The organism is Maribacter sp. MS6 (assembly GCF_056839185.1).
Map to the genome: position 1 here is coordinate 3,001,407 of NZ_CM166389.1, position 17,267 is coordinate 3,018,673.

The following is a 17,267-nucleotide window of genomic DNA, read 5'->3' on the forward strand; positions in this document are numbered from 1 at the left end:
CAGTCGAATACCTTTATTTTAAATTTGAGCGGTAGCGGATTTATAAAGTTAAAGCTTATCTTTTTTAGTTTTGAGCTGGATACGTAATGACAATGAGTCCCTGTTTTCCGTAATTGGACATAATTCTAGCAAAGTTTACTTGGGCTATTTCCACAGCAAGGCATAAATCTGTGTTATGGTTAAAATTTTAGTGCTGTGTGAACTGTTTTTTCTAAAAATGGTAAAACAAAAAGTTGTTACGCCTATAGATTTTTGGTGTCCGATTTTATTAGTTATAGACGGTATTTATCTAATTTAAAAATTAAAAGATTTGAATACTGATTTTTATCATTGCGCGGTTTTAGCTTGCCCACTACATTTAACATCTGTTTGAAAAACGTGGCACTTAATTAAAAGCAGACCCTTAATCCAATATTTGTTGATACACCAGGTGATTATGAAAAGACCATATGCTAATATGTTAGGGAAAAGTTTTTACCAAAAAACGGGAAGTTTGTTTTTTGCTTTTGCCAATGCGGATGGCATAGTACATCCCAAAGAGGTAGCAGTCTTAAAACGGTTGGTTAGGGAGATATGGCTACCCTTAGACGATATAGAGGACGACTATGGCACGGATGCCGCCTTTCAAATAGAAATTGTTTTTGATTGGTTGATGGAGGAAGATAAAGAAAGTGATGATTGTTTTGATGAGTTTAGTGATTTTTACAAAGAGCATACTACTATGTTCACGGAGCCGATTAAAAAACTCATTTTCGAGACCTCTAGTGCTATAGCCAATTCGTTTTCTGGAAAAAACAAGGCGGAACTGATATTGCTAGGTAAGCTAAGCTTACTTTTCACAGGTGCTATATAAAAAAAATCTGTTCCCATTTTTTGGATGGGAACAGACCTTTAGTGGAGTTGTGTAAATCACTTTTAATGACTTGCAAAGGAGTGTTTACGTTTTTCTAGCTGTCTATTTAAATCTTTAACTGTTCCAGCAACCGCTTTCTCAAAATCATCTGTTTTTGTCGACGCGAATATTCGTGGCCCAGGGGCACTTAGTTCAATTTCGCAAATTTTAATATCACCAGTACCACTATGTTCTTGTTTTATGAAAACTTCAGCTTTTATGATCCAGTTGAACTTTTGTGCTAATTTTTCCAGTTTTTTGGTAATAATACCGTTTAAGGATTCACCGGTGGGCATGTGTACATACTGTATGTTTATTTGCATAATTATGATTTTTTAAGGTTTAAACTATTCTTAGGTTGTTGTATCAAGGATTCAAGTTTAGTAACAGGACTAAAATAGGCTGATGTTAGCGGGTATAAAATGATATTTATCAGGTTGGGGCAATACTTTGGGTATATGTAGGTAAAGTATGGCAACCTAAAGGACATGATATTTGTCATGGTTCTTTTTCTACCGCATGAATACCTTAGTACCTCTACAAGATAAAGGAAATGAAAGTAAAAAAGGTAAGTATATCATTTCTTGGATGTACGGTACTCGGGTTCTTTTTAGTAATAGCTTGTGGTTCCGATCAGGAAAAGCGGTTACCGGAAAAAACTACCATTAGGCAATCTGTCTACGCATCGGCAACCGTTCAGCCAGATAGTTTGTATCAAGCCTATGCAAGTGTATCCGGTATTCTAGATGCCAATAGGGTAGCCGAGGGCGATACCGTACAGAAGGGCGATTTGATTTTACAGGTCATTAACACAACTCCGGAGCTGAATACGCAAAATGCAAAGCTGGCCTTAGAATTGGCTACGGCTAATTATAGCGGTGCATCTGGAGTTTTAATGGGCTTGGCCGATCAGATTGCCGCCGCCCGACTTACCCATAAAAATGATTCCATCAACTTCTTTAGGCAAAAACGGCTTTGGGAACAAAATATAGGTTCCAAAATGGAATTTGATAATCTCAAATTGGCTTTTGAACTGTCCGCCACAAACCTATCCCTTCTTATTAATCAATATGAAAGAACAAAAAACGAACTCCTTACGAAAATGCGGCAAGCAGCCAATAACTACAAAACCGCAAAAACGGCAACTTCCGATTTTAACGTAACCAGTAAAATCAATGGTAAGGTATATGCGCTCTATAAAAATCCGGGAGAAATTGTAAGTACAATGGAGCCTTTGGCAGCCATAGGAAGCGCTCATCTTTTTTTAATCGAACTTTTAGTAGATGAGGTAGATATTGTAAACATTAGGACCGGGCAAAAAGTCCTACTTGTGTTGGATGCCTACGCAGCTGCTGTTTTTGAAGCAAAAGTAGGCAAGATTTATCCTAGAAAGAACGAGCGTTCGCAGACCTTTACCGTAGAAGCGTTTTTTGATACACCTCCAGCCGTCCTGTACCCCGGTCTCTCCGGCGAAGCAAATATTATTGTTGCAGAGCAAATTGATGCCCTGGTTATTCCTCGGGACTACCTCATGGAAGGCAATAAAGTACAAACGGAAACAGGTGTCCAAACCCTAATCTTAGGAATTCAGGATTTAGATAGGGTACAAGTGCTGGAAGGTCTGGATACGGAAACCTTTATATTAAAACCACAGCAATGACAAATTGGAAAGTGATTCTGAACATTGCAAAAACCCATTTACTGACCAAAATGAAATCTACGGTCACTGCCACACTGGGGGTAACTTTTGGCATTGGCGCCTACATTACCTTGGTAAGTTTTATGACCGGTCTAAATACCTTATTGGATGATTTGATATTAAACCAGACCCCGCATATCCATATTTATAATGAAATAGAACCCTCTAAACAACAGCCTATTGACTTGTTCAATGATTTTGAGGACGCCCTTAATACGGTTTCTTCCGTAAGGCCAAAACAGGGGCAATTGAAAATACATAATGCAGTCCCTATTTTAAACAAGCTTAAAAATGATAAGAAGGTAAAAGGTGCCACCCCACAATTAAGAGCGCAGATTTTTTATCTGGCAGGATCCATAGAGCTAGGTGGTAGTCTTGTAGGAATAGATATTATGGAAGAAGTACGGCTCTCCAATATAGAGGACTACATTGTTGACGGTACGCCAAAAGCCTTGCGGAATAGTGATAATGGTATACTGCTGGGATATGGTCTGGCAGAAAAAATGTCCTTATCGGTTGGGGATAGGGTGCAGGTCAGTACCGTATCCGGTAGCGTATTTCCGTTGAAAATTGTAGGTATTTATCAAAGCGGGATAGCAGAAGTGGACAACCAGCAAAGCTTTGCCAATTTGAAGACCGTGCAACGCATCTTGGGTGAGGTTAATGGTTACATTACGGATATTAATGTGAAATTGTGGGATATGGATTTGGCAGTTCCAATGGCCAATACCTTGGAGCAGCAGTATGGCGTAAAGGCGATGGATATCAAAGAGGCTAATGCACAATTTGAGACTGGGACCAATATTAGAAATCTTATCACCTATGCTGTCTCCATTGCATTATTGATTGTGGCGGGATTTGGTATCTATAATATTCTGAATATGCTCATTTATGAAAAAATGAAAGATATCGCCATTTTAAAGGCGACTGGCTTTTCTGGCAGCGACGTGCAACTTATTTTTATGAGTCAGGCCATGCTTATCGGCACACTTGGTGGTCTGCTTGGCCTCCTTGTTGGTTTTTTACTTTCTATAGCAATAGACCATACACCTTTTGAGACCGATGCCATGCCTACACTAACCACCTATCCTGTAACATTTGAATTCATGTACTATTTTATTGGTATCGTTTTCGCGTTGATATCTACATTTATTGCGGGTTATTTGCCATCTAAAAAAGCAAAAAATATAGATCCTGTAGAAATTATAAGAGGTACGTAACTCATGGCGCTAGTTTTAACTACAAAACATATAGATAAGTATTTTCACAAGCCTAAGGAGTTTCACGTGCTAAAAAATATTAGTATGGAAGTTGCCCAAGGCGAGTTTGTTTCGGTTATGGGAAAATCCGGTTCGGGTAAATCTACCCTACTGTATATCCTTTCTACTATGGATACCGATTACACCGGCGAACTGTATCTGAATGACTCTCTGGTATCGGGAAGGTCCCAACAGGAACTTGCGCAAATACGCAATAAGAATATTGGTTTTGTTTTTCAGTTTCACTATTTGTTATCTGAGTTCAGTGTTCTGGAAAATGTGATGCTCCCTGCCAAAAAATTGGCCGAAAGGTCACATAAAGAAATTGAATATGATGCTCTGGAAAAACTGGAGATGCTACATATTGGTCACTTAGCACAACAACGTGCCTCTAGAATTTCGGGCGGGGAAAAACAGCGGGTGGCCATTGCTAGAGCCTTGATTAATAAGCCAACAATTTTAATGGGCGACGAGCCCACAGGAAATTTAGATAGCCATAATTCTGAAAATGTATTTGATATTTTTAAACGCTTAAAGGAAGAAGAAGGACTGTCGTTACTTGTTGTTACTCATGACCATGATTTTGCCAAACGTACCGACAGAATTATAGAGATGGAAGATGGCAGGATTTTGTAGCACTAGAAAAATTGTACGGGAAACTGCGGATATTTTATTTGAATAAGAGTGAAGTACGTATCAACTTAAAAATTAAATCCAATGCCAAGACCTAAATCAAAAAAGGAGTTGTTGTCTCAGAGCAATGTTAATTTTAAAGATTTACTTGCTTTTGTAGAAGGCTTACCTGAAGAAAAACAGAATGCGGAATTTCCAGCAAGTTATTTAAACAGGAACGTACGTGATGTACTGGCACACATACATCATTGGCACACCTTGTTTTTGGTTTGGTATGTAGATGGGATGAAGGGAAATAAACCCGAAATGCCAGCAAAGGGATATACTTGGCGTACCGTTCCGGAGCTAAATAGGGAGATATGGAAAATGTATGATGAGACTCCGAAAGACAAGGTTAGAACACTATTAGAAAGTTCTTTTGAAGACGTACAGAGAATTATAAAGGCACACACTAATACTGAACTTTTTGAAAAAAAACACTTTCCGTGGACAGGCAGTACCTCTTTAGGTGCTTATATAGTTTCAGCTACCTCCAGTCATTATGATTGGGGACTGAAACTTATTTCCAAGTGTTTAAAACAGGTTTAAATTTATTAAGTAAATAAGAGATTTTATTTTGCCTATAACTTTGCCTATAACATAAAAAAAGGCTTCCGAGAAATCGGAAGCCCTGTGTTTGTTAGTAGCGGGAACTGGACTCGAACCAGTGACCTTCGGGTTATGAGCCTTGAGGGTGTTGGTGTAATATGGTCTAATATATAGTAAATACTAGTGTTTAAAGGGGTTGGTATTTTTTATAAAACCATAAAATAGTATGTAAAAGCAGTAAATGTTTTACCTATGTTTTACCCTTTTTTATCAACTTTCGAGTATCTTTATTCAAAGATAAAAAATCATGGCCTCAATAAAATTAGTGCTTGTCAAGCACAAAAAAAAAAAGACGGTACTTTTCCTATTGCAGTTCGAGTAATAAAAAATCGAAAACCAAGCTATATTTTTACGGGAAATTACATTCTGGAAAAAAATTGGAATGCTACTGAACGTTGCGTAAAAAAGTCAAATCCTAATTCGACTAGATTGAATAATCTACTTCAAAAAAAGTTGAGTGAAGCCCATGCAAGTGTTCTTGATGCGGAAACCAGTGATCAACGTCTATCCACGAAGCAAATAACCAATAAAGTAAAACGTAAAGGAAATAGAGTTTCATTTTTTGAGGCTGCTGCTGAACGCATTGAGCAAAAGTATAAAGCTGGAACATTTTCTGTTGCGAAATCGGAACTATCTATCCTATGTAACCTAGAGGAGTTTTTGAATTTGAATACCAGCGTTCCAATGGAAACTGCAATTGAGCAGATAAAGGAACGTCGTATAAAACGGATGGTTCAAGGACGTAAACCAGAACATTCGATGGTTGATGACATTAAGGCTTTCGCCAAGAAGAGAACTCTTTCCTTTGAGGAAATTGACACAGCTTTCTTAAATAAGTATAAATCCTTTTGCACTTCATACTTAGGACAAAAAACCCGCACCGTTACGAATCAATTGATTTTTGTTCGAACCCTCTTTAATCAGGTTATTACCTATGGCGAAGTTGATAGAAAGTCTTACCCATTTGCCGGAGAGAAAGAAAAAATCAAAATAACATCGGGTCATAAAATCGGACTAACAAGAGAAGAAGTGTTAAGGATAGAAGATTTGAATTTGCAAGAACGAACAAGTATTTGGCACACTCGTAATGTATGGCTATTTTCATTCTACTTTGCAGGGATAAGAATATCCGATGTGTTGGAGATGAAATGGTCGGATTTTAAAGATGGACGTTTGTTTTATACCATGAATAAAAATGAAAAACCAATTAATCTCAAGGTACCTGAAAAAGCAGACAGTATTATTGACCTCTATAAGAATAGGCGTAAATCTGAGGAGTATATCTTTCCGTTTTTGGATTATGTGAATCCAAAAAGTGAATACGATAAATTCGTAAAAATTAGAAACGCAAGTAGTCTGTTTGATAAATACCTAAAGCGAATTGCTGAGAAGTGTAACATAGAAAAAAACTTGTCGAACCATATTGCTCGTCATACTTTTGGAAATATTGCAGGGGATTCAATTAGTCCTTACATGCTTCAAAAATTATATCGCCATAGCGATCTCAAAACCACGATTGGATATCAAGCAAACTTCATTCATAAGGAAGCTGATGATGCATTAGATGCTGTTATTGATTTTTGAAAAAGTTATCTACAATCTCATATTATATTCGAGATTAGAATGACAAAAAGAGTCGAAGTTCTTAATGTGCTACGGATAAGTTTTTTTTCGGGACGGTCATTTTAAAGAAACTTCTTCCTCAGCCTTTCAAAAGCTAATGTTACTAAAAAGCATTGCTTAAAAATTGTGAAGTTTAATTTAGGTGCCGTCTGACCCCTTTGAAAATTAGGGTTTCGCTAAACTTTCCAATAGTTTATCCTTAGTTATAGACAACTAAACCATTTAATAGACTTTACAAGCAATATTTTAAGTTCAAATATGGGTGGGATTAGACATACTAGTTCAATTAAGTGGAAACAGGTTTTTTGAACGTTAGGATAAAATGTAGTGCCGAAAAATGTTCTATTTTAATGCCTGCTTAGTCTATAAAACAGAGCCAGTTTGTTTATAATATCATGTTTAACGCTAGTAGAGGTAAGTCTTAAAAGTGTTTTTAACCGCGATTGTTTCGTCGTTCATGGATTTATTCTAAAAGCTTTTTGAAGGTAACGTTCTATATGATTTACCAATAATTTTTCCTTTAAAACTACTTTTAGTTTTCTAACTGAGACTTCTCTTTACAGTTGATGATTTTAATGATGATTTTTTCTCGAAAGAGGATAAAATTCTTCCAACAAATCTGAGTTCCACTTTTCATTTTCCCTAAACTGCAATAGGGTGCCACCCCAGACTTGATTCGGTTCTTTGATAGTCTGTTCGATCATGGTTTTGATATGTGGAAACGTAATGGTCCGCAAAGCTTTTCTGGTTGACAACCATTTTACTTGTTAAATTCCCGTAGGTTTTTTAAGTGCTATTTCTTTTGCCTTAGCCGTATAAACATTTCTTAATGATACAGAGCTTGTCCCATTCAACTCCCTTCTTAATAAAAAAACGCCATTCAATACATGGTTCTCAGTTTGTATTCCATAAGTGGACGCGATGCTATCCAATCCCTGTTTTATAGTTTGTCCGGTACTTTGGTAAAGTGCTGGAGTAACCCAAAAATCTGTGTTTTCAATTTTTACAACCAGTAACTCATCTTCTGAATTTACAATCAAAGGCCTTTGGAAGATTGGAACGTCGTTTTCAATTTGAGCAACTGTTTCCTGAAAAAGCGATAAAGCTAAAATTATGATGATTTTATTCATTGTGCCGTATTATTCGTTTACCAAAACCTCGCAAGAATTTCTTGCCCTGCATCACCTAAAACTTCCCCAATCATTTTCACGGCCAAGCACCTACCATTATAGCCGTTGGTCATGACTACCATTATTAGTATTTGTTGTTTCCGTCTTTCAAAGCAGTTCCGATATCAGTTAATGCTAATTTGACCTATTTCTCAGTTCAGCGATTATTTTACTTTCTTTTTCTGTTAGGGTCGGAATATTATATGAATTCCAAAAATCTAAATTGAATTCTTTAGCTTGATTTTCAATGCTTGTACCAATATCCATATTTCTTTTGAATGGATATTCCTTGACATTCTCAATAATGATGTTATTGATGAATAGTTCTTTTTTAGGATACTGGGTAAAAAGCAATTTCTTAGAGTCCAATCCCTTGAAAATTCTCCAAGTATCCTCTTCTTTTTGATACCTCAAGTACATTTTGCCTTTGTATTCTTGATATTCGAAGATGACGTTATAATATACCTGAAGGGCACCGTTGGTAAATCGCCTCCTCCAAGACCTGTTGTTGATGGCTTGTCTAGTCAATTCCATTCGAACAAAAGCGAATGTTTTGGTATCTATATACAAGGTAGCGGTCTGAAAGGGTTTATCGATCCCCGTAATTTTATAAACCAACCGATTATTGTAGGGGAGGATACTATCTATTGCATATTTCCAACCTTTTCTTCCGGTAATGGGACCGTAATCAAATCGGATAAAATCATCTTCGACCAGATCGATGATTGAATTTTTCCGTTCCGAGTTCCCGTTCCAAGGATGCTTTTTGGCAATAAAATTGGTTCTTACCCCAACTAATTCTACTTGAGGTTCACGCTTTACTTGAAGACCTTGGTGGTAAAATTTTGCGGCGCATTCAAGGTATTCAACACAGTTTTCATCTTCTTTTTGGAGGTCCCGTACAAATCCTTCCAAAATATAGGGCTCGGTAGGATAGTTGTTCTTTATTGCATCGTAGGCCCTTTTAACAATCTCTTTGCCTGTGAGCGTTTTTTGTTTGGTCGCCGTGATTTGAACTTCATCGAGTTGATTGACTTGAGATGACAATAAAATTTTTCCATCCCTTGAAAAGGATTCGAGATCTTTTTCCAAACTGGTATACCCCATAGCAGATATTACGATTGGAGTCCCTTTTTGACCAGGGGGAATATGAAAAACAAAATAACCTTCTTCGTTTGAAATGGTGCCGATTGCCTTTCCTTTTAGGTAAATGGAAGCAAAAGCGACCGGTTCGGTAGTTTCTTTATCCAAGATTTGACCTGAAATAGTGCAAAAAGTTTTTTGTCCGGTAGCCACTAGCGAAAACAATAGTAAAATAAAGTAAAAAGCGTTTTTTCGATTCGTATTCATATTTCCAAGACGGAACTTTGATTAATTTGTTACTTGATTTTTCTGTTATTGTTGTTTACTTCTTCAATTTCAGCCAACAATTTTTTAATTCCGTTGTTGTCAATCATATAGGTATCAAAGAAAACGGTCTCTATCGATTTTGTGTTAGTGATATCCTCTAGGGGGTTTTTGGAAAGCAACACCAAATCCGATTCAAAACCAACCTCAATTTTTCCTGTTTTCGTTTTCATGAAATTTGCAGGGGCCGCTGTTGCTGCGTGCATAAGCTGTTCATTGGAAAAGCCAAGTCTAGCTAGGGATTCCAGTTCGTCGTGAAGAGAAAACCCCGGTACTACCCCGGGGACGTTGGTGTCGGTTCCTACTAGAACCGTGGTGTTGTTTTTAGCCAATGCCCTGCACATGATTTGGATGGCCTTTACATAGGCATCGGTAAATATTCTGGATTTTTTCAACCGTTCGGCATCTTGTTTGATTTCAAGGTCTTCGTATTCGTTGTTGCCCGGCAACCAACCTTGCCGCAATCCTGAACCTTCAACAACGCCGGGATTGGCATATTCAAGTGCTAAGGTTTGAATGAAATTATCCAAATCGAATTTCTGTTCGGGTAGGCTCTCCATTAACCAGACCGTTGTTGAAACTGCTATGTTCTTTTCCCGTAGTTTGATGGCAATACTATCCGCGTTCTTTTGTAGGTAGTCTAGATAGCGTTTCTCATCGCCATAGCTTACACCGCCAAAAGCTTCCATCGTACTTTTGGTAATTTCTTCGACATGGGCCACTTGTGATTGCCCGGAAACGTAGAGGCTCTCTAATGGTATGTTATAGGATAAATGCCCTATTACGGGTAGTTCTTGTTTTTTGGCCTCATCGATGATGGCCAAGTAGGTTTCCTCGTTCAGCAGGCTACCCAGCTTCACGGCATCGTAGCCCTCTTTTTTAAATACCGCGATACCTTCCCGAGCGGCTTCAATATTTTGATAGTGAATGGCCCCGCCGTAGTTTTTGCTCATCTCCGCTTGAAAGCCTTTTTGACTTCCTACCTTACTTGAAGCCACGTACATATTCGGACTTATGGCCCCGTTTTCCGCCTCTGTTTTCCATTCCAAATGAGTTTCGGTACCAAACATTTCGGCAATCGAGGTTACCCCATTGGCCAAATAGAGGTATAGGTCGTTCTTACTGTTCAGTAGATGGACATGGGTATCCACCAGTCCGGGGATTAAAAATTGATCGGTGCCATCGATATAGTCGATGCTCGGTTGTAAAATTCCAAGACTATCTATAGCGGCTATTTTGCCGTTTTTCAAAACAAGGTTTCTTGTGACGAAAGCAGCACTATCAGATACATAGATATTTACGTTTTTTATACCAACAGCCTCAAACGTCTCGAAATATGGGGTTGGGTCTATCACTTGAGTTAGGCTACCGGTATGCTTTTTTATTTGATGGGTAGACCATAGGTATTCGCCTCCTAATGCCAATGCAACTAGAAAAACAATTCCTAGTATTATTTTTTTGAGGATACCTTTTTTAAACTTTAATTTCATTTCTTTTCTTCTTTCATGATTATTTCGACAAAACTGCTTAAATCCTTTAAATCTATTTTCGTTTTGAGATACCCGTCCGGCCTTTTCTCTCCCATATCCTGTATTCGATAATTTGGCAAATACTGATTGAAATTCAAGAAAACAAAAGTATCCACTATGCGTTCCTTTAAAGTATGAGGAACTTGATATTTTATATTGATCGCTTCTTCAATTCCAATATGGGTTATTTCGTGAATAATGGTGTTGGCCGGATTATCATAATTTTTGAACTTTCCTTCGGGAGTCGTGAAAATTAATATTGAACCTTCATCTGGATCATAGCTTCCACCAGGGCCATAAAGGGTAAGATTTATCTCATAGTTGTCGAATAGCTTAAAGTTCCAATTCAGTTTTAGCTCTTCTATTTCACGGATCATTTTGTTGATGAGTGCCCGTTCGTTTTCTATTTTTTCAGACCCCTTCAGATAATCCGATCTGTGGTAGATACTGTCTTTAATATAAGTTTTCAACCTTTTATAATCTTCTTCGGATAGTGAATCCTTTTTGGATTTCGCCTTTAGTTCCTCAATCAGCTGACCTTTGGGAAGACTGATTTGATACTTGTTTTCTTCAAAAAATTTGATATCCTGAAGTGTTCTCCAGACGTATTCCGACTCCGATTCTGCCGTTGGAATATGTATCGTGATACGATTTTGGCTTTTTCCGTGGCACGAAAAAAGCAGGTTTATAAGAATTAATAGGTTTATTTTAAGGCTCATTTTTTTGTGGTGTAGCTATGTATAATTTATCAATGTGCTTCTTTATACAGTTCTATAGTCTTCATATATTTTATTGCTCCTGTTAAGGTTTGATCATGCAAAAATCCATTTAATTCTGGGTGGTTTTCATCTATCCAATTTAATAGTTTGGTTCTGTTACTATCCCATTTCGGGTTATCGAAAAAAGCATAATCGGTTATTTCAACCGAAGTTATTTTTCCATCTTCAAATTGAATTGTTTCATTGGTTACCGTAGGTTCCCCATGTAAAAAAAGGATTCGTTGGCACTCTTTTGAAACACGTGCTTTTACCTTGCCGTCCTCTTCTTTTATTTCAAGTATTTTATATTTCGGTTTAAATACGGAATCCCATCTCAATAATTCGGTATAATCCATAATGGAAAAGGCTTTTTCATAATCGATTTCCTTAGTAAGAATACTATGGTTGACAATCGAAGGTAGTTTTGAATAATCGGAAGTGTTCAAAATACCATAGAAATCTTTGGCGATTGCTAGTTTATCCGTTTTATTGTTCTGGTTCTTACAGCATATACAACTCATGAACACCAATACCACTAAGATGATTTTTTTTGTCAACATTTTTTATGGTTTTCTATTTTTTAAAGACCAAGGGGGACATCGTTTTCATTACTTATAGGGAATATAGTTTTCCCACTCCCAAGGCGTATACACATCTCCTATCGTGATTTCCAATAATTCTTTAAATATACTTTCGGCATTATCACTATTGGACATTAACAATACGCCCATATTTTTTTCTGGAAATAATATAGAATAATGTTGAAATCCCTCGCCATGCCCTTCCTTAAATACCGCTTTACCGTGAGGTGTTTTGGTTATCAACCCCCAAGCCATACCATAATTCAATCCTATTTTTTTGTTTTCAGTTGTAGTTTTTAAGGTCTCCGGTCCAAATTGTTTTTTTGAAACAATTTCAATGTTCGGTGAGAACATCATTTCGGTTAGCGGCGAATCTTGAGATTCTAAAGCAAGTATGTGTTCTAAAAATTTTGAGTAGTCAACAGGTGTTGTTTCCATTGAACCTGCGGCACCAGGTTCATCTTCCGTATCTTTTTCTATAGTTTGCTGATCAATGTTATGACCAAGGCAGTAGTTGCTTTCAAAACGATTTTGCCATACATAACTGGTCATATCCATATGTAAAGGATCAAAAATAATTTCTCTAGCCAATTCCTCCAGATTTCTTCCTGTAATTTTTTCGATTACGATTTGTAACAAGCGAATACCTTCACCAGAGTAACTATATTCAGTCCCAGGATCAAAGTAAAAATATATTTTTCCTTCAGGAAAAAATTCTTGTTTTCTAGATATCCATCTCCAATTGGGAAACCCAGTCGTATGGGAAAGACACATTCTTGCTGTTATCCGTTCATATCTTTTATCATCCGCTAGGTCCTTGAAACCTCTCCACTCTTTTTCAAAATACAGCTCCGGGATCGGGGTTTCCAAATAGTCCTGTAAAGGCCTATCCAAATCAATGATGCTGGTTTGTACAAGATTCGCTACTATGTATCCAAAAACGGACTTACTTAGGGAAGCACCGTAAAAAACCTCATTTACGCCAAGGCTATCCTTTTGTTTATAGTTTGAAAACCCGAATGCCTTTTGATAGGCAAGGGTATCTTGATTAAAAATGGAAACTGTTATTCCGGTTAAGTTGGCAGTATCCACCAATTTTTGAATTTTTTGGTTCAATTCTTCGACTGCTATTTTTGAACCGTCCAAACGTTCGATCTGTGCCACTTTTGATTGTGAGCAGCTTGCAAGTAGTATGGTTAAAAGTACTATTGTGGGAATTCTCATTTTTTAATTTTTTTAGTATCATATGGAATATAATTTGACCATTCCCAAGTGGTGTATACGTCGGCAATAGCGAATTCCAGTAATTCTTTATAGATGCTTTCACCATTATCGGAATTGGTCATGATAAGAATACCAATTCCAGAGTCAGGGAACAGGATCGAGTAGTGTTGAAAACCATCTCCATGTCCGCCTTTGGATATGCCTTTGCCATAGGGTGTTTTTAAATAAACCCAACCTAGACCATAGCTTAAGTTTAGGTCGTCATATTTGTTCGTGTTCAATTTGGCATCCGGACCAAAGTTTTTTAAAGAGTTTACTTTAATCTGTGGTTTAAAAACTTCATCGTAAGAAGCCTTACTCAAAATCTTTTGATGGAGAATGGCGGTTAAAAACTTGACATAGTCACGTGCCGTAGTTTCTAAAGTACTCCCAGCTCTTGGTTCATTGTCAGTATCCTTATTGTATTTATTGCCATCTTTCATATGGCCATAGGCAAAATCATTTTCAAACCTTGTTTGCCATTCATAAGAAGAGTTTTTCATTTGTAAAGGTTTGAAAATAAGCTCTTGGGCGAGTTCTTCAAGCCCCTTTCCGGTAATTTTCTCAAGAATAACCTGTAAGTACACAAAGCCTTCGCCGCTATAGCTATATTGCTCACCTGGTGGGGTATTGACCCTTAATTTTCTATCCGCTTCAAAAAATCTCCAATTGGCAAATCCCGTCGTATGGGCCAAGCACATTCTGGCCGTTATCTTATGGTACAAACTATCCGTTTTTAAATCGGAATAATCATCATGCCAACGTGTCAAAGGCTCGTATTCATGTATTGGTTTGGGTAAATAGGATTCTAAGGGAACATCCAAGTCAATAACATTGTCCTCAACTAGTTTCATTACTAAAACACTAAAAACAGCTTTACTTAACGAGGCTCCATATATATTTGTAGCATCTGTGAGCATCTCTTTTTTAGGAAAATCCTTATATCCGAAAGTGTGTTGATAAACTGTTGAATTATCATTAAAAACTGCCACAGCAATTCCGTGTACATCGGCATCCTTGATTAACCGATTGATTTTATTGGTCAAGGAATCCTGGGCTATTTTAGTTCCGTCCAATCGAGTTATCACGTCTCTCTTTTGTGACGTGGCATGTGTACAGACTAACAACATCGATAGAAGCATCACGGAATTTATGGCATTCCTTCCCTTTGAACCCAAAAATGGTATCGATAGCGGATAGTAGCATTTATGTGTTCTAACGACCTTTATTATATTGAATAACATGATAATTACACTAAAAGGGATTACGGCTATAAAGAGAAAGAATCCCCACTTTTCAACGGTCAATAAGGCCACGAAAGAAAGCAAATAAAGCAAGCTCATGCTGATTTGGAAATTGATGATCTTTCTGCCATGGGCTTCATAAACTGAATTGTCTTCCCGTTTATGGATCCATAGAAAGAGTGGAATTAAAATATTGGCGAGCGGAAGAATAAAACCTAAAAATGGAGTACTATGCAGCAACAGCAGCCACTTTTTTTGAATAGCTTCCTCCTTTGGGTTTTCCAACGGTAAAAGATCTTCTACTTGTATCCCCAATGCGGTGGCCAATAGTTTTATGGTCTGAAGGTGCGGGCTTACCTCGCCCTTTTCGATACGTTGTATCGTGCGGACGGTTACCTCTGTTCTTTCCGATAGTTCTTCTTGGGTATATCCTTTTGACTTGCGTTGGTACACCAGATTTTTTGCGATAGTTTTGCTTTCCATGATTTATTGATTTGTTCGGTACAAAGCTATTGCGATTGGTTGGTCTTTAACACGACATTTGGGTGTCACCTAGCTGTCATTTTAATGTTTTATCGATGTTGGTTCGTGGTTTTTCAGGTTATTTCAATTCTTTGCTAGGCTGCGTTTGATAAATTGAATTGACTTCTACCGCCTCCAAAGCGATGTTCTTACCATCATTCTTTATCTTTTGAATTACGGTATGATTCATTTTTTTAAGCTCATCTGAAGAACTAATTGGATTATCATAAAGCATTACATCTGTTAAATATTTCAAATTATAAAGTGGCCATAGATTATCAATTCTGTTGTTTTCAAATACCAACCAACGCAAATGATTGCTGTTTGATAGCGATATGAGTGACGCTATAGTATTGTCTGAAATAAATAGCTTCTTCAACTTGGGAAGTGATTCTAAAACAGAAATATCATCGATATTGTTATTCCTAACATCTAACCATTCAATAGTTGTCATTCCTTCCAAGAAACTGATATCCTTAATATTATTACCTCTCAAAACGAGAACACCAACCTCTTTTAATGTAGAAAGCAAAGTGAAATCCTTAATATTTGTATACATAAGGTTCAACTGTACTAACTTTGGTAGGTTATGTAAGACTTCTATATCTGAAATAGGATTCTTTTCTAGAATAAGTATTTCTAAGTCCTTTAGCCTTGACAGTTCATCAATACTTTGAACATTATTATCGGGAATCCAAATACCATATAAATGGACTAAATCCTTTAGTGGGCTTATGTCATCTAAAGCATTAAAAGCCGCATTAAAGGTCGTAAGGCGTTTCCAATGTCAAGCAACAGAAATGTCTCTAATAGAATTAAAATTAGCGGTAAAATTTATTAATTTTTTAAGGTTATATAAGCTAGAAATATCTGATATCTCGTTTCTATCAATAGAAAGGGACTCCAGTTTTTTTAAAGATTTTATTGGATTTAAGTCTATTATAGCATTGCCATTAACACTTAAGTTCGTTAGCTTAGAAAGTTTTGAAAGCGGACTTAAATCACTAATTTTATTATTATCCAATCGTAAACTTTCAAGGTTTTTAGCGTATTCTAAGCCTTTTAAGTTTGTGATTCCTTTATTTGATAATGATAAACTAGTTAAATGTTCTAAATCTGACACATGAAATTCTCCCGTTGGCTTATCAATGTAATCACGAATAGCTTGTTTTAGATTAGAATCGGAGAATTTTACAATAGGGTCATTTTGCCCAAAAACAACAATGCTCTTTGTTATCAATAAAAGTACAAGTAACTTTTTCATAGTATTTATATTAGGTTTTTTTTATTGATTGAATTTCTTATTGAATAAAAATTTTACCGGCACAAAACTACTGATACGGGCTTGCCATCGCTACGACATTTAAATGTCATTTTTGTGCCATTTCATTATTATAGTGCTATTACTGCAATTCCGATTCATTCTGTTATTTTCCCCGAGCATTTCAATTAACGGATTATGTGATGCTGTATCTGGTTGATTCTCAATAATTATCTTTAATATTTTCCTAGCTTTTTGCTATTTAGCCATAGAGCTTTTTAAAGAAGTTATTTACATCATTTTGGTTCTCCGGAAAGTTATGTACCGCTACTATTTTTTCATCTTCGATTCTCCAAAGCAAACAAGACATAGTATTTAAATTTTCTAGGTGCTCTACATTACTCCAATTACGATGGCAGTCAATAACAAATTTGTCATTTACACCCATAACTATTGGTTCTGCTTTAAACACTCCTTTGTTTAGCTTTTTAAAGAAATCGAGCACTTCTACAATTCCTTTTTTTGTCCCGCTAAGCGGATGTTCTCCTGGAATATGCCATTCGATTTTTTCTGCGAGAATTTTTTTAATTCCTTCTAAATCATTCGCACCGTAAGCTGTAAAGAAGTCATTGACTAGTGTTAGGTTTGGATGGGTTTGTTCCATAAAGTTAAATTTTCCTGAAGTTAATAGTCCTGCGAAAGATTTGTTGACATTACCCAAGACAATAGCTCCCGATGTTATAATTGTCTTTTGAAAGAAGTCACGTCTTTTCATTTAT

General features: G+C 36.7%; 18 protein-coding genes. 6 read left to right on the forward strand and 12 right to left on the reverse strand.

Annotated elements, in window-relative coordinates:
- The first annotated feature begins 436 nt into the window (after nt 1–436).
- Entirely contained in the window at nt 437–853 is a 417-nt protein-coding gene (locus tag MS6x_RS13105; RefSeq protein WP_482602759.1) for a hypothetical protein, read from the forward strand.
- A gap of 62 nt (nt 854–915) precedes the next feature.
- Here the strand turns inward: MS6x_RS13105 and hpf are convergent, their stop codons facing one another.
- Nucleotides 916–1,215 (reverse strand): ribosome hibernation-promoting factor, HPF/YfiA family, encoded by a 300-nt coding sequence (gene hpf / locus MS6x_RS13110; protein ID WP_482602761.1) that lies wholly within the window; start codon nt 1,213–1,215, stop codon nt 916–918.
- A gap of 230 nt (nt 1,216–1,445) precedes the next feature.
- On the opposite strand from hpf, the gene MS6x_RS13115 reads away from it, so the two are divergent.
- The 5 genes from MS6x_RS13115 to MS6x_RS13135 all read left to right on the forward strand — a co-directional run bounded on the left by MS6x_RS13115 (nt 1,446) and on the right by MS6x_RS13135 (nt 6,715).
- Nucleotides 1,446–2,552 (forward strand): efflux RND transporter periplasmic adaptor subunit, encoded by a 1,107-nt coding sequence (locus tag MS6x_RS13115; RefSeq protein ID WP_482602763.1) that lies wholly within the window; start codon nt 1,446–1,448, stop codon nt 2,550–2,552.
- Nucleotides 2,549–3,811, forward strand: coding sequence for an ABC transporter permease (locus tag MS6x_RS13120; RefSeq protein WP_482602765.1), 1,263 nt, complete (start codon nt 2,549–2,551; stop codon nt 3,809–3,811). The genes MS6x_RS13115 and MS6x_RS13120 overlap by 4 nt, the downstream gene beginning before the upstream one ends.
- Nucleotides 3,812–3,814: 3 nt before the next feature.
- Nucleotides 3,815–4,486 carry an ABC transporter ATP-binding protein gene (locus MS6x_RS13125; RefSeq protein WP_482602767.1) on the forward strand — a complete coding sequence of 224 codons (672 nt, stop codon included), beginning with the start codon at nt 3,815–3,817 and terminating at the stop codon, nt 4,484–4,486.
- A gap of 81 nt (nt 4,487–4,567) precedes the next feature.
- On the forward strand, nt 4,568–5,071 hold the full coding sequence (locus tag MS6x_RS13130; RefSeq protein WP_482602769.1) for a ClbS/DfsB family four-helix bundle protein: 504 nt from the start codon (nt 4,568–4,570) through the stop codon (nt 5,069–5,071).
- A gap of 252 nt (nt 5,072–5,323) precedes the next feature.
- On the forward strand, nt 5,324–6,715 hold the full coding sequence (locus MS6x_RS13135) for a tyrosine-type recombinase/integrase (RefSeq protein ID WP_482602771.1): 1,392 nt from the start codon (nt 5,324–5,326) through the stop codon (nt 6,713–6,715).
- Between the two features lie 611 nt (nt 6,716–7,326).
- Here MS6x_RS13135 and MS6x_RS13140 read toward each other — a convergent pair.
- From MS6x_RS13140 to MS6x_RS13190, 11 genes are all read right to left on the reverse strand, one after another.
- On the reverse strand, nt 7,327–7,509 hold the full coding sequence (locus tag MS6x_RS13140) for a hypothetical protein (protein WP_482602773.1): 183 nt from the start codon (nt 7,507–7,509) through the stop codon (nt 7,327–7,329).
- Between the two features lie 12 nt (nt 7,510–7,521).
- Entirely contained in the window at nt 7,522–7,884 is a 363-nt protein-coding gene (locus MS6x_RS13145) for a hypothetical protein (RefSeq protein WP_482602775.1), read from the reverse strand.
- Nucleotides 7,885–8,058: 174 nt separating this feature from the next.
- Nucleotides 8,059–9,273: a carboxypeptidase-like regulatory domain-containing protein gene (locus tag MS6x_RS13150; protein ID WP_482602777.1), complete on the reverse strand. Its 1,215-nt coding sequence runs from the start codon at nt 9,271–9,273 to the stop codon at nt 8,059–8,061.
- A 29-nt stretch (nt 9,274–9,302) separates the two neighbouring features.
- A complete protein-coding gene (locus tag MS6x_RS13155; protein WP_482602779.1) occupies nt 9,303–10,820 on the reverse strand; it encodes an amidohydrolase family protein in 1,518 nt (505 codons plus the stop codon).
- On the reverse strand, nt 10,817–11,578 hold the full coding sequence (locus MS6x_RS13160; RefSeq protein ID WP_482602781.1) for a hypothetical protein: 762 nt from the start codon (nt 11,576–11,578) through the stop codon (nt 10,817–10,819). The genes MS6x_RS13155 and MS6x_RS13160 overlap by 4 nt, the downstream gene beginning before the upstream one ends.
- A gap of 29 nt (nt 11,579–11,607) precedes the next feature.
- Nucleotides 11,608–12,177 carry a hypothetical protein gene (locus MS6x_RS13165; RefSeq protein WP_482602783.1) on the reverse strand — a complete coding sequence of 190 codons (570 nt, stop codon included), beginning with the start codon at nt 12,175–12,177 and terminating at the stop codon, nt 11,608–11,610.
- 48 nt (nt 12,178–12,225) lie between these two features.
- Nucleotides 12,226–13,422: a serine hydrolase domain-containing protein gene (locus MS6x_RS13170; RefSeq protein WP_482602785.1), complete on the reverse strand. Its 1,197-nt coding sequence runs from the start codon at nt 13,420–13,422 to the stop codon at nt 12,226–12,228.
- Nucleotides 13,419–15,188, reverse strand: coding sequence for a serine hydrolase (locus MS6x_RS13175; protein ID WP_482602787.1), 1,770 nt, complete (start codon nt 15,186–15,188; stop codon nt 13,419–13,421). The genes MS6x_RS13170 and MS6x_RS13175 overlap by 4 nt, the downstream gene beginning before the upstream one ends.
- A gap of 118 nt (nt 15,189–15,306) precedes the next feature.
- A complete protein-coding gene (locus MS6x_RS13180) occupies nt 15,307–15,786 on the reverse strand; it encodes a leucine-rich repeat domain-containing protein (protein WP_482607170.1) in 480 nt (159 codons plus the stop codon).
- 228 nt (nt 15,787–16,014) lie between these two features.
- Nucleotides 16,015–16,491 (reverse strand): leucine-rich repeat domain-containing protein, encoded by a 477-nt coding sequence (locus MS6x_RS13185; RefSeq protein WP_482602789.1) that lies wholly within the window; start codon nt 16,489–16,491, stop codon nt 16,015–16,017.
- A gap of 259 nt (nt 16,492–16,750) precedes the next feature.
- Complete coding sequence (locus MS6x_RS13190) at nt 16,751–17,263, reverse strand: nuclear transport factor 2 family protein (RefSeq protein ID WP_482602791.1); 513 nt, start codon at nt 17,261–17,263, stop codon at nt 16,751–16,753.
- Nucleotides 17,264–17,267: the final 4 nt, after the last annotated feature.

What these genes read in the sequence shown, in the direction of transcription:
- MS6x_RS13135 (WP_482602771.1), top strand. Translation starts at nt 5,324, where the DNA reads ATGTTTTACCCTTTTTTATCAACTTTCGAGTATCTTTATTCAAAGATA.
- MS6x_RS13150 (WP_482602777.1), bottom strand. Translation starts at nt 9,273, where the DNA reads ATGAATACGAATCGAAAAAACGCTTTTTACTTTATTTTACTATTGTTT.
- MS6x_RS13145 (WP_482602775.1), bottom strand. Translation starts at nt 7,884, where the DNA reads ATGAATAAAATCATCATAATTTTAGCTTTATCGCTTTTTCAGGAAACA.
- MS6x_RS13155 (WP_482602779.1), bottom strand. Translation starts at nt 10,820, where the DNA reads ATGAAATTAAAGTTTAAAAAAGGTATCCTCAAAAAAATAATACTAGGA.
- MS6x_RS13175 (WP_482602787.1), bottom strand. Translation starts at nt 15,188, where the DNA reads ATGGAAAGCAAAACTATCGCAAAAAATCTGGTGTACCAACGCAAGTCA.
- MS6x_RS13160 (WP_482602781.1), bottom strand. Translation starts at nt 11,578, where the DNA reads ATGAGCCTTAAAATAAACCTATTAATTCTTATAAACCTGCTTTTTTCG.
- MS6x_RS13120 (WP_482602765.1), top strand. Translation starts at nt 2,549, where the DNA reads ATGACAAATTGGAAAGTGATTCTGAACATTGCAAAAACCCATTTACTG.
- MS6x_RS13165 (WP_482602783.1), bottom strand. Translation starts at nt 12,177, where the DNA reads ATGTTGACAAAAAAAATCATCTTAGTGGTATTGGTGTTCATGAGTTGT.
- MS6x_RS13105 (WP_482602759.1), top strand. Translation starts at nt 437, where the DNA reads ATGAAAAGACCATATGCTAATATGTTAGGGAAAAGTTTTTACCAAAAA.
- hpf (WP_482602761.1), bottom strand. Translation starts at nt 1,215, where the DNA reads ATGCAAATAAACATACAGTATGTACACATGCCCACCGGTGAATCCTTA.
- MS6x_RS13180 (WP_482607170.1), bottom strand. Translation starts at nt 15,786, where the DNA reads ATGTATACAAATATTAAGGATTTCACTTTGCTTTCTACATTAAAAGAG.
- MS6x_RS13130 (WP_482602769.1), top strand. Translation starts at nt 4,568, where the DNA reads ATGCCAAGACCTAAATCAAAAAAGGAGTTGTTGTCTCAGAGCAATGTT.
- MS6x_RS13115 (WP_482602763.1), top strand. Translation starts at nt 1,446, where the DNA reads ATGAAAGTAAAAAAGGTAAGTATATCATTTCTTGGATGTACGGTACTC.
- MS6x_RS13190 (WP_482602791.1), bottom strand. Translation starts at nt 17,263, where the DNA reads ATGAAAAGACGTGACTTCTTTCAAAAGACAATTATAACATCGGGAGCT.
- MS6x_RS13125 (WP_482602767.1), top strand. Translation starts at nt 3,815, where the DNA reads ATGGCGCTAGTTTTAACTACAAAACATATAGATAAGTATTTTCACAAG.
- MS6x_RS13185 (WP_482602789.1), bottom strand. Translation starts at nt 16,491, where the DNA reads ATGAAAAAGTTACTTGTACTTTTATTGATAACAAAGAGCATTGTTGTT.
- MS6x_RS13170 (WP_482602785.1), bottom strand. Translation starts at nt 13,422, where the DNA reads ATGAGAATTCCCACAATAGTACTTTTAACCATACTACTTGCAAGCTGC.